The organism is Bradyrhizobium sp. SZCCHNR2028 (assembly GCF_032380995.1).
Lineage (GTDB): Bacteria > Pseudomonadota > Alphaproteobacteria > Rhizobiales > Xanthobacteraceae > Bradyrhizobium.
The window spans coordinates 50657-61649 of sequence record NZ_JAUHJF010000030.1 but is presented as its reverse complement, the minus strand read 5'-3'; the positions used below and the strand labels follow the sequence as shown (position 1 = coordinate 61649).

General features: G+C 66.2%; 10 protein-coding genes. 6 read left to right on the top strand and 4 right to left on the bottom strand.

The annotated features are described in order from the left end of the window. The first annotated feature begins 325 nt into the window (after positions 1-325). From QX121_RS29565 to QX121_RS29550, 4 genes are all read left to right on the top strand, one after another. On the top strand, positions 326-946 hold the full coding sequence (locus tag QX121_RS29565; protein ID WP_315740180.1) for a glutathione S-transferase family protein: 621 nt from the start codon (positions 326-328) through the stop codon (positions 944-946). 160 nt (positions 947-1106) lie between these two features. Continuing rightward, complete coding sequence (locus QX121_RS29560) at positions 1107-1700, top strand: biliverdin-producing heme oxygenase (protein ID WP_315813713.1); 594 nt, start codon at positions 1107-1109, stop codon at positions 1698-1700. Beyond that, positions 1697-4231, top strand: a complete 2535-nt coding sequence (locus QX121_RS29555) for an HWE histidine kinase domain-containing protein (protein ID WP_315813712.1) — start codon at positions 1697-1699, stop codon at positions 4229-4231. The genes QX121_RS29560 and QX121_RS29555 overlap by 4 nt, the downstream gene beginning before the upstream one ends. 433 nt (positions 4232-4664) lie before the next feature. Further along, the gene (locus tag QX121_RS29550) at positions 4665-5681 is read left to right on the top strand and encodes a hypothetical protein (protein ID WP_315782134.1); all 1017 of its coding nucleotides are present in this window, start codon (positions 4665-4667) and stop codon (positions 5679-5681) included. Between the two features lie 3 nt (positions 5682-5684). On the opposite strand, the gene QX121_RS29545 is transcribed toward QX121_RS29550, so the two are convergent. Continuing rightward, positions 5685-6818 (bottom strand): site-specific DNA-methyltransferase, encoded by a 1134-nt coding sequence (locus QX121_RS29545; protein WP_315776165.1) that lies wholly within the window; start codon positions 6816-6818, stop codon positions 5685-5687. Positions 6819-7202: 384 nt separating this feature from the next. Here QX121_RS29545 and QX121_RS29540 point away from each other — a divergent pair, with 384 nt between their 5' ends. After that, the gene (locus QX121_RS29540) at positions 7203-8123 is read left to right on the top strand and encodes a neutral zinc metallopeptidase (protein WP_315739946.1); all 921 of its coding nucleotides are present in this window, start codon (positions 7203-7205) and stop codon (positions 8121-8123) included. Positions 8124-8132: 9 nt separating this feature from the next. Then, entirely contained in the window at positions 8133-8696 is a 564-nt protein-coding gene (gene moaB, locus QX121_RS29535) for a molybdenum cofactor biosynthesis protein B (protein ID WP_315813711.1), read from the top strand. Between the two features lie 40 nt (positions 8697-8736). On the opposite strand, the gene QX121_RS29530 is transcribed toward moaB, so the two are convergent. From QX121_RS29530 to QX121_RS29520, 3 genes are all read right to left on the bottom strand, one after another. Further along, complete coding sequence (locus tag QX121_RS29530; RefSeq protein ID WP_315757052.1) at positions 8737-9150, bottom strand: hypothetical protein; 414 nt, start codon at positions 9148-9150, stop codon at positions 8737-8739. A gap of 136 nt (positions 9151-9286) precedes the next feature. Next, on the bottom strand, positions 9287-10216 hold the full coding sequence (locus QX121_RS29525) for a helix-turn-helix domain-containing GNAT family N-acetyltransferase (protein ID WP_315813710.1): 930 nt from the start codon (positions 10214-10216) through the stop codon (positions 9287-9289). A gap of 64 nt (positions 10217-10280) precedes the next feature. Further along, positions 10281-10853 carry a glycosyl transferase gene (locus QX121_RS29520; protein WP_315739950.1) on the bottom strand — a complete coding sequence of 191 codons (573 nt, stop codon included), beginning with the start codon at positions 10851-10853 and terminating at the stop codon, positions 10281-10283. Positions 10854-10993 lie beyond the last annotated feature (140 nt).

Sequence of the window (10993 nt, the reverse complement as noted above, 5' to 3'; positions counted from 1 at the left end):
CGGTGGTGTGGGAGGGGTGGAGTCGCGAGACTCCCCCCTATCCCGATCGGCCAGCACCCGGCATTCCCTGCGCCCTCCTCATTTGCGAGGGTCCTTCTCGGCAACACCTCGGGCGCGGCGCGCCGCGAGAGGGTGAGCTCATGTCCTTCATCGGGATGTCGGTCGTCGCATCGCCATCGATCGGCCCGGGTCGTGTCCGGATCCGCGCGGGTCGAGCACGCGGCCCGCAGAATGCAGATCGCCCATGACGGCGCACGCGGGCGGCCAGGGGTGGACGGTCTGGATGGGTGCAGATAGGGTCGGACATCATCTGTCAGGGATCACCATGCTCAAGCTCTATGTCGCGCCGGGCACCTGCGCGCTCGCTTCACACATTGCACTCGCCGAGACCGGCGCCCACTACGTCGCCGAGAAGCTCAGCTTCAAGACCAACCAGCAGAACAGCCCGGACTATCTCGCGATCAATCCCAAAGGGCGCGTGCCGGCGCTGGTGACGGAGCAGGGCGTTCTGACCGAGACGCCGGCGATGCTCGCCTATATCGCGCAGCGCTTTCCGGAAGCGCGGCTTGCGCCGCTCGACGACGTCTTCGCCTTTGCCGAGGTGCAGTCGTTCAACAGCTATCTCTGCTCGACGGTCCACATCGCCCACGCGCACAAGATGAGGGGCTATCGCTGGGCCACCGAAGAGTCCTCCTTCGCCGACATGAAGAAGAAGGTGCCGGAGACGATGAGCGCCTGCTTCGCGCTGATCGAGCAGAAGATGCTGCGCGGCCCGTGGGTGATGGGCGAGCAGTACACGATCTGCGATCCCTATCTGTTCACGATCGCGCAATGGCTCGAAGGCGACGGCGTCGACATCAACGCCTTCCCGAAGGTCGCCGCCCATTTTGGCCGCATGTCCGGGCGGCCGGCCGTCAAGAAGGCGCTGGCCGAGCTGGCGGGCTGACGGCCATCCTCGAGGCCATGGCGTCGGAACAGCGTCCGCCAGCACGGCGCATCGGAGAGCGGAAAAAATAGCAGCGCGGAGCCGGAACCCAGCTCCGGCCATCGACGTTGCAGGAAGCCGTGGCGCGCCTGCGACCGATCTCCTTTTCTGGGACCCCTTGATGTTGCCGGCTGCCGTTTCAGATGACCGTTTGCGCGCGACCGGCACCGAGGGCATCCGCGAGAGACTGAAGGCGGCAACGGCCTCGGCGCACCGCGCGCTGGATGAGGGGCTCGTTCATTTCGATCTCACCACGACGGCTCATTACCGCCGGTTCCTGCAGGCCAGCGCAGCCGCTCTGCTGCCGTTGGAGGCGGCGCTCGATCAGGCCGGGGTGGATGATCTGATCGAGGACTGGCCGCAGCGCCGACGATCGCAGGCGATCGCCAGCGATCTCGCGGATTTCGGTGCCCTGCCGGTTCCGATGGACCTTCCCGCACCCTCGCTCGACCGTGCGGGCGTATTCGGCACGCTCTACGTGCTGGAAGGATCGCGGCTCGGAGCAGCCTATCTGCTGCGCATGGTCGCGGCCTCCGCCGATCCGCGGGTGAGACGCGCGACGCGCTATCTCGGTCATGGCGCGGGGCAGGGCTTGTGGCGCAGCTTCCTGTCGCAACTCGCGCAAGAGAGGACGACAGCCGATGATGAAGTCAGGATGATCGTGAGTGCGCGCGCAGCGTTCGCGGTGTTTGCGAAGGCGATGGCAGCAGCATGAACGAGCCGGTCAACCTCACCAATTGCGATCGCGAGCCGATCCATGTTCCCGGGAGCGTCCAGCCGTTTGGCTTCCTGCTGGCGCTGGTGTCGGACTTCACCATCTGCATGGCTTCGGAGAACGTGCCGGACTTTCTCGGCGGCGACATCGGTTGGCTGCTGCAGCGGCCGCTCGACGTCGTGCTCTCGGAAGCCGCCGTGACGGCGATCCGTGCCCGGGTCGACTATCTCAGCGGTCCGGACGCGGTCGAGCGCGTGTTCGGCGTCGATCTTCAGGGCCGGGGCCGGCTGTTCGACCTCGCCATCCATTTTTCCGGTGCGTATCTCGTCGTCGAGGCCGAGCCGAGCCTGATCGAGCCCGGCGTCAATTCCGGCGAATTGGTCCGGCTGATGCTCGGCCGCATCCGCAAGACGACGGGGATGATGGACCTCGCGCAGGAGGCGGCGCGCCAGCTCAGGCTGCTGACCGGATTCGATCGGGTGATGGTGTATCGCTTTCATCCGGACGGCTCGGGCGAAGTGATTGCCGAGGCCGCGGGCTCCGGCCTGGAGCCGTTCCTCGGGCTGCATTACCCGGCCTCGGACATTCCCAGGCAGGCGCGGCAGCTCTATCAGCGCAACTGGCTGCGGATCATCGCCGACATCGACGCCGCGCCGGCGCGGCTGCTGTCGACGCCGTCGCACAATGCCGGCCTGCTCGACCTGTCGATGAGCGTGCTGCGCGCGGTCTCGCCGATCCACATCGAATATCTCCGCAACATGGGCGTCGGCGCGTCGATGTCGGTCTCGATCCTGCGCGAAGGCAAGCTCTGGGGCCTGTTCGCTTGTCATCACTATGCGCCGCATCACCTGTCGTTCGAGAAGCGCACCGCGGCCGAGCTGTTCGGCCAGATGTACTCCTGGCTGCTCGAGGCCCGCGAGCGGGAGGCCGACGTCGCCTATGAGACGCGCGCGCATCAGATCCAGGAGCGTCTGATCGAGCGTGCGGCTCTGCACGCCCACAGCAAGCGAGCGATCCTCGACTTCGTTGCCGACTATCGGCAGATGATCGAATGCGACGGCATTGCCGTGTGGTCCGATGACGAGATCACGCTCGACGGCGAGACGCCGTCCGAAGAGCACGTGCTGGACCTGATCGGCTTCATCAACCGGACCTCGCCGGGACGCATCTGCGCCAGTGCCGAGATCGCCAAGGTCTATGCCGCCGGCGAGGCGTTCCGCGATCGTGCCGCCGGATTTCTCGCCGTTCCGATCTCGCGGACGCCGCGCGACTGCCTGATCTTCTTCCGGCGCGAAGTGCTGCGCTCGGTCAACTGGGCGGGCGATCCCAACAAGACCTACGCCGAAGGCCCGCTCGGGCCGCGCCTCACGCCACGCAAGAGCTTCGAGCTGTGGCAGCAGACGGTGGCCGGCCAGTCGAAGCCATGGTCAGCGGCGGACCTGCGCATCGCCGAGAGCCTGCGCATCTCCCTGCTGGAGGTGATCCTGCAACTGTCGGAGCTCGCCGCGCGCGAGCGCCGCGGCGCCCAGGAGCGGCAGGAGCTCATGATCGCCGAGCTCAATCACCGCGTTCGCAACATCCTCAGTCTCGTGCGCGGCCTGGTCGCGCAGAGCAAGGAGACCTCAACCTCGGTCGAGGACTTCGCCGCGGTGCTCGGCGGCCGCATCCAGGCTCTGGCGCGTGCCCACGACCAGATCACCAATCTCAACTGGGCGCCGGTTGCGCTGCGCGCGCTCTTGGAGTCGGAGGCGGGCGCCTATCTCGGCTCGCGGGCCGCGCGGGTGCGGATGGAAGGGCCGGACGTCGCGCTCGACCCCAAGGCGTTCGGGACGCTCGCGCTCGTCGTGCATGAGATGATGACGAACTCGGCGAAATACGGCGCGCTGGCCGACTCCACCGGGCAGGTTCAGGTGGCGTGGCGACTGGATCCCGGCGCAAGCCTCGTCATCGACTGGAAGGAGAGCGGCGGACCTCCGGTGCAGCCGCCGACGCGGCGCGGCTTCGGCACCACCATCATCGAGCGGTCGGTGCCATTCGATCTCAAGGGCGACGCCGAGATTCGCTTTGATCTGCTCGGCGTTCAGGCCCGCTTCATGATTCCCGCCAATTTCGTCCAGCTGGTTCCGGCGCCGACCGGCGCGATCCCATGTCCCGAGCAGAAGCAGGAGCCGACGCCGCGTCTCTCAGGCGCCGCGCTGATCGTCGAGGACAATTTGATCATCGCGATGGGCGCCGAAGTGATTTTGCTCGAGCTCGGTGCGCGGCAAGTCGACACGGCGGCTTCGGTCGGTCAGGCGCTGAAGGCGATCGAGCGCGCGGTGCCGGGCTTCGCGCTGCTCGACATCAACCTCGGCGCGGAGAGCAGCCTGCCGGTCGGGCTCCGGCTGAAGGAGCTCGGCGTGCCCTTCATGTTCGCCACCGGCTATGGCGAGCGCGCGCCGATTCCGCCCGAGCTGTCCGACGCGCCGATCATTCAGAAGCCGTACACGCGCGAGCTGGTCGAGAAGGCGTTGACGAAGATGATGAAGTGAGCGGGGCGCGGCGTGTGGTCGATGTGCGCGTCATGTTCGCGACGGCCATGGCGAGCGTACGTCGATGAAGCGGCGAGTTTGTCCGACGCCGTCGTACACGCGTGGGACCGTCGAGAGTCATTGACTTAGATCAAGTGAGGCGCACGCGCATCAATCTCTGGACTACGCCTTGCGGTGATTGGCATTCAGGATTTCAGTCTTGGGTTTTCTCACATCCGCGTGTTGTCTCGAATGGCACAGCACGCGTGTCGTCGTCGTATCAACGCGAATTCCCACTGTTGCTGCGACAAAACAGCCCAAAAATATTGGAACGCATCCAAAGGACACCGCTGTTCTAACATTGTTTCGACAAATGGAACCTCCGCAGCCTTATTCCGAACGAAGTCATCGCCGAAACGGCGCAGCGGGGGCGCGTTGAATCGTCGGAGGTGTGATGACGAATCGAACGACGAGTTTGTTGCCGCGCGTTGCTGTCGCCGTGCTGGCGGGAGTGGCTGCGGCGACAATCGAGTTTACACCGGCATCGGCTGCTGACGAATGCCTTGCAAAGCCTGCGGGAACGCCGGCGGGGAAGCACTGGTTCTATCGCATCGATCGCGCGACGAAGAAGCAGTGCTGGTATCTGCGCGACGACGATCGCGAGGCGAAGGGCGCGTCGCTCGTCACGCGCAAGCTTGCCTCGCAGAAGGAACGGGCTCAGCTCTCGTCGACCGCGGCCAATGCACGTGCCGAGATCCAATCGTCGTCCAAGGACGCCGCCGATGAGGTGAAGGTCGTGTCCTCGACACCGACCGCCGCGCCGTCTGTGCCGGCGACGTCTGCGTTTCCGTCGGTTGCCGCATTTCCGGCCGCGCCAGCGCCCGTCGCGTCAGCGCCGGCGGCGCCCGACCCGGTCGGTGCGGCCGTGAACGAATCTGCTGTTGCGACGCGTTGGCCCGACCAGTCCGGCACGCGGCCGGCAGCGGTGGAGCCCGCCGCGCCCCGCGCGTCCTCCTACACGCTCGCGGCCGCCAGTGACACGAGCGCCGCGGAAGCGGCTGCTCCCGCGACGCCGGCGCTGGCCGCTGCGGATGCCTCGCCGGCCGTGACGATCGGCATGTCCGGGGATGATGCGTCCAGGACGCGGATGTTTGCGTTCCTCGGCGCAGTCGCGATTGCGGGCTTCTCGATTAGCGTGCTGTTTGCGCGCGCCCGGGGCAGGCGGCAGCTTCGCATCGAGCCGGTGGCCGCCCGGCGCGTCACGCGTTGGCCGGCGGAGCCCGAGCTCGATCGCATGCACCTGCCGCCGGTGGACAGCTACTATCCGGCCCTGGCGGGACGCAGGGGTAAATCGTCGCAGTCCACCGCGCAGGTCTCGGTCGTGCCGCGCGACGACGTTCGCTACGACGAGCAGTACGAGGTCGAAGACCTGCTGGCGCGCTATTCCGGACAGGAGCGCCGGAATTCGTGAGCGTCAGGCGGCGGACATCTCGGAGCGGATCTCGGCGCGCAACTCGTCGATCAGCCTGAGGCCGCCCTTGGTCTCGACGTGCCAGAAGGTCCAGCCGTTACAGGCCGGCAGACCTTGCGCCACCGCGCCGATGCGGTGGATCGAACCGACCTTGTCACCCAGCATGATGGCCCCATCGGCGCGCACCAGCGCGCCGTGGCGGCGCTTGGAGTCGACGAGCTTGGTGCCGGGCGCGATCATGCCGCGCTCGATCAGCTCCGAGAAGGCGACGCGCGGCGCTTCGCGCGCCGTCATGAACGGTGCCAGCGTTGCCTCCGGCAGCGGCTCGACCGCGGCGATGCGCTGCTCTGCTGCCTTCGCATAGACCTTGTCGCGCTCGAAGCCGATGTAGCGGCGGCCGAGGCGTTTTGCCACGGCTCCGGTCGTGCCGGTGCCGTTGAACGGATCGATCACCAGATCGCCGGGTTTCGAGGATGATAGCAGCACCCGCGCCAGCAGGCCTTCCGGCTTCTGCGTCGGATGAATTTTCTTGCCATCGCCATCCTTCAGCCGTTCCTCGCCCGTGCACAGCGGAATGAGCCAGTCCGAGCGCGCCTGGACGTCCTCGTTGGCGGCCTTCAGCACTTCGTAGTTGAACGTGTAGCCCTTCGCCTTCTCGTCCCGCGCGGCCCAGATCATGGTCTCGTGCGCGTTGGTGAAGCGGCGGCCGCGGAAGTTCGGCATCGGGTTGGACTTGCGCCAGACGATGTCGTTGAGGATCCAGAAGCCGAGATCCTGCATGATCGCGCCGACGCGGAAGATGTTGTGATAGGAGCCGATCACCCAGATCGTTGCGCTCGGCTTCATCAGGCGGCGCGCGGCGAGCAGCCAAGCGCGCGTGAAGTCGTCATAGGCGGAGAACGAGGAGAACTTGTCCCAATCGTCGTCGACCGCATCGACCTGCGATTCGTCGGGACGCTTGAGCTCGCCCTTGAGCTGCAGATTGTAGGGAGGATCTGCAAACACCAGGTCGACCGATGCGCCTGGCAGTTTCGACATCTCGGCGACGCAGTCGCCGACGATGATTCGTTGCTCTTCGAGGGTCTGAAATTTAGTGCGGGGCGCCCTTGCAGACGCCCCGCGACGCGACTCTACCATGACTCAAGAACTCTGACTCAGGCGACGCTGTCGGCGACGCGGGACCTAACAACCGACTGCCCACACATTGACCCGGCAAAGTAAAAATGGACTTAACCCGGAAAATTATTCGCATCGATGCGCACGCTTTCATCACGCGCACCAGCGACGAATTCCGTTCGTCGATGCACGATGGTCTCTGCGCAAGACGCCGATTGCGATGGGTTTTTCGCGCCGGTCGCGCGCGAGCGCAGCCGATCGAGGTTCGGCGCGGGCCGGTTTTTTTGGCGGCGCTAGGCAAAATTTGCCGGCCGGGTTATTGATTAACACAGTGGAAATTTTACCTGTTTGCCGCGTTAGGCATTTCGCGCAGAGCCGCGCAAGAATCGTGAGGAAAGGCCGCCCATGCGTTACGATGATTTCCGTCGCAGCGACGACATCGACGACCGTCGCGACGAAGGCGGCGGGATGGGCGGTGGTATGGGTCTGCCGATCGGCGGCGGCGGCCTCGGCATCGGCACCATCATCGTGCTCGGCCTGATCGGCTATGCCTTCGGCATCGATCCGCGCATCCTGATCGGCGGCGCCGAGATGCTGAGCCATGGCGGCGCGCCGACCCAGCAGGCGGACCGGCGCTCGCCGGGCCGGACGGGCGCACCCAAGGACGAGATGGGCGACATGATCTCCGGCGTGCTCGGCGAGATCGACGACCGCTGGAGCGAGATCTTCCAGGCCAGCGGCCAGAATTATACCGGGCCCAAGATCGTGCTGTTTCGCAACAGCACCAATGGCGGCCGCTGCGGCATGGCGCAGTCTGCGATGGGACCGTTCTACTGTCCGCCGGACCGGCAGATCTTCCTCGACACCAACTTCTTCCGCGAGGTCGAGACGCGCTTCCGGGGCTGCTCGGGCAGCGCCTGCAAGTTCACCGCGGCCTACATCATTGCGCACGAGGCCGGGCACCACATCCAGAACCTGCTCGGCATCCTGCCGCGCGTGACGCGGATGCAGCAGCAGTCGGACAACAAGGCCGAAGCCAACGCGCTGCAGGTCAAGGTCGAGCTGCAGGCCGACTGCCTGTCCGGGGTCTGGGTCAATCGCGAGGCCAAGAAGCGTCCGGGCTTCCTCGAGGAGGGCGACATCGACGCCGCGCTGACGACGGCCTCGGCGATCGGCGACGACACCTTGCAGCGGAAGGCGACCGGACGCGTGGTGCCGGATTCGTTCACCCATGGCTCCGCCGCGCAGCGCAAGCGCTGGTTCATGATCGGCTACCAGCAGGGCACGGTGCAGGCCTGCAATACGTTCAGCGCCAGTTCGCTGTAGGGAGACGCGATGATGGCGATCGACGAGAGCAAGAGCTTCATTCCCCTCAACATCGCCGTGCTGACGGTGTCCGACACGCGTTCGCTTGCCGACGACAAGTCCGGCACCACCCTGAGTGACCGCCTGACCGCTGTCGGCCATAGGCTCGCGGCGCGCGAGATCGTCACCGACGACGTCGAGAAGATCCGCGCGGTGGTGAAGTCGTGGATCGCCGATCCCGGCGTCGACGTCGTCATCACCACCGGCGGCACCGGCTTCACCGGCCGTGACGTCACGCCGGAAGCGATCGAGCCGCTGTTCGAGAAGCGCATGGACGGCTTCTCGATCGCCTTCCACATGCTGAGCCACGCCAAGATCGGGACGTCGACGATCCAGAGCCGGGCCACGGCCGGCGTCGCCGGCGCGACCTACATCTTCTGCCTGCCGGGATCACCGGGGGCCTGCCGTGACGGCTGGGACGGCATCCTCGCCGCCCAGCTCGACTACCGCACGCGGCCCTGCAACTTCGTCGAGATCATGCCGCGGCTCGACGAGCATCTGCGCCGGTCCAAGGCGCAGGGCGCGACGGCGTAGGACCCCGGCACGACGACGCGCCGCGCGTCCATCGCACGTCTCACTTCGTTGGTACGATCTCGAAAGCGCCGCCGCCTTCGATCGCCGCGCCAATGAGGCCGCCCATCATGCTGGCGGCGAAATTCTGTCCGCGCGGTCCCACGACCATTCGATAGGTCTTGCCGGGCACGGCGGTGAAACGAATGTTCGACGAGCCCGGCGAGGACCATGTCGATACGGTGATTGTCGTGGCGCCCGGCGCAATCGGGCCGCTGTAGCTCTCGCCGCGGCCGAGGCTTGCCACCTTGGCGCCGTTGATCTCGATCGCCGCGGGCGCCGCCAGATAGAGGAAATCGGCCGTGCGCGTAATCGCGACCGTTGCGCGTCCTTTGGGCGCGGCGTGAGCCGCCGTCCCAGCCGCGACCCCCAACAAGCCTGCCAGCGCGGCAAGCGCCGCAAGCTTCGATCGCACCATCGATTCCATCACTACTGATACCCGCCCCGTTTGGCGGGATACTACCGACGCGCGGGAACTTCGCAATCGGCATGCGCAACGTGTTGTGGGGGTGATCTCGGCCTACCGGCGGTTGCTGCAACCCGGGCGGTGCGGGCTACAGCTCGAGCCGCCATGTCTCGCCCGTCAGTGGGACGCCGAACATGGCGTGCGGCTCCTCGGCGATCTTGCGAAACCCGGCGCGGGCATAGATGTCGCGCGCGGCGGTGAGAATGCTTTGCGTCCACAGCTCGATCGTCCTGTAGTTCTTCTCGCGGGCGAAGCGGATGCATTGTTCGGTCAGGGCCCGGCCGACGCCGAGACCGCGGGCCTTCTTCTCGACCAGCAGCAGCCGCAGCTTGGCGGCCTCGTCGCTGCCCTTGACCAGGAAGATCGAGCCGACCGGCTCACCCGCAAGCTCGGCGATCCAGCAGTGCTCGCGCGCCGGGTCGTAGCTCCTGATGAACTGCGCGCCGATCTCGGCGACCAACGCCTCGAACGAGACGTCCCAGCCATATTCCTCGGCGTAGACGGCGCCGTGCCGTGAGACCACCCAGCCGATGTCGCCCGGGCGATGGCTGCGCAGCAGCACCGGGGAGCGGCCCGGCTGCTGCGGCTCCAGGGCGGTCTCGATCGTCGTCATTGCACCGACCAGCCGGTCGCGCACGGATGGCGCCAGCGACGCCAGCATGGCCGCGATCTCCTTCTGCGAGCTGCGGTCGAGCCTGGCATAGGCCTGTCGTCCCTTGGCGGTGAGCCCGAGCTGCTGCTGCCTGCGATCGGTCGGCAATGGTGTGCGGGTGATCAGGCCCTGCTCGTCGAAACTCTGGACGATGCGGCTGAGATAGCCGGCATCGAGGCCGAGCGAGAGACCGATCTCCTTGGCCGAGATGGCGTCGTACTGCGCCAGCTCATAGAGCACACGCGCTTCGGCCAGCGAGAACGGACTGTCGAGCAGATGCTGGTCCAGCGCGCCGAGCTTCCTCGTGTAGAAGCGGTTGAACGCGCGAACGGCGGCGACCTGGCCGTCGGATGGGGCAGGAATCATGTGGCACCTCCAATACTTGCCATTGTCAATCAATTGATTGACTTTGGCAAGTATCGTCCCGATGCTAGACCATGACAATCCGGCTGCGCAGCATGGTCCGCGAGGAGCGGCCGAGCTGACGCAACAGGCGCGTCTCGGCACGCTTTCGATCGGGCTGGTAGCCGCCGACCTGCCGGTAATGATCGCGGGCGATCAGCAGGCCCTGGTCGCCGAGCGGTCCGACCAGGGCCCGAGCGACCGATCGCATCCGCTCGCGCAGACTGATCGCAGCGTAAGGAGACCTGGCGTAACGGAAAACGCCGGCGCGGGGCTGGCCGGCGGCGGCGACGCTCTGGACGAACTGCCTGGTTTCGTCGATCCAGCCGGGATCGAGCATCGCGCCAGCGGGCAGAAACATCAGCCAGGGCGCCCGCGCGTTCGCGGCCCCTGCCGCGAGCGCTGCGGCCTGGGAGCCCTCGAACTTCATGAAGTGGCAGCCGGCGACGTCCGCGACACGCTCGATCACGCTGGAATCGGGCGAGCGATCGACCAGCAGCACCTCGGTGACGACACCGGCCGCGGCGCCTGGCACCAGCGCGGACAGGGTGGCCACGGCGGTCTGCTCGACACCTTCGGTCGGGATGATCACGCTCAGCATGAACTTGGCATCGTTATCTGTCGCGCCTCCAGCATGACTGTTATCATCTTGTCATAGCCAAATCAGCCCGCTGCGCTGCGGAATTTTGCAGCACGTAGCGGGTCGCGCACGTTCGGGCAACGCCGAACGATTGCTATTTC

Bases quoted from the DNA above. Each gene is read 5' to 3' on its own strand.
- QX121_RS29520 (WP_315739950.1), bottom strand. From the start codon at position 10,853: ATGCTGAGCGTGATCATCCCGACCGAAGGTGTCGAGCAGACCGCCGTG.
- QX121_RS29565 (WP_315740180.1), top strand. From the start codon at position 326: ATGCTCAAGCTCTATGTCGCGCCGGGCACCTGCGCGCTCGCTTCACAC.
- QX121_RS29560 (WP_315813713.1), top strand. From the start codon at position 1,107: ATGTTGCCGGCTGCCGTTTCAGATGACCGTTTGCGCGCGACCGGCACC.
- QX121_RS29545 (WP_315776165.1), bottom strand. From the start codon at position 6,818: ATGGTAGAGTCGCGTCGCGGGGCGTCTGCAAGGGCGCCCCGCACTAAA.
- moaB (WP_315813711.1), top strand. From the start codon at position 8,133: ATGATGGCGATCGACGAGAGCAAGAGCTTCATTCCCCTCAACATCGCC.
- QX121_RS29555 (WP_315813712.1), top strand. From the start codon at position 1,697: ATGAACGAGCCGGTCAACCTCACCAATTGCGATCGCGAGCCGATCCAT.
- QX121_RS29550 (WP_315782134.1), top strand. From the start codon at position 4,665: ATGACGAATCGAACGACGAGTTTGTTGCCGCGCGTTGCTGTCGCCGTG.
- QX121_RS29540 (WP_315739946.1), top strand. From the start codon at position 7,203: ATGCGTTACGATGATTTCCGTCGCAGCGACGACATCGACGACCGTCGC.
- QX121_RS29525 (WP_315813710.1), bottom strand. From the start codon at position 10,216: ATGATTCCTGCCCCATCCGACGGCCAGGTCGCCGCCGTTCGCGCGTTC.
- QX121_RS29530 (WP_315757052.1), bottom strand. From the start codon at position 9,150: ATGGTGCGATCGAAGCTTGCGGCGCTTGCCGCGCTGGCAGGCTTGTTG.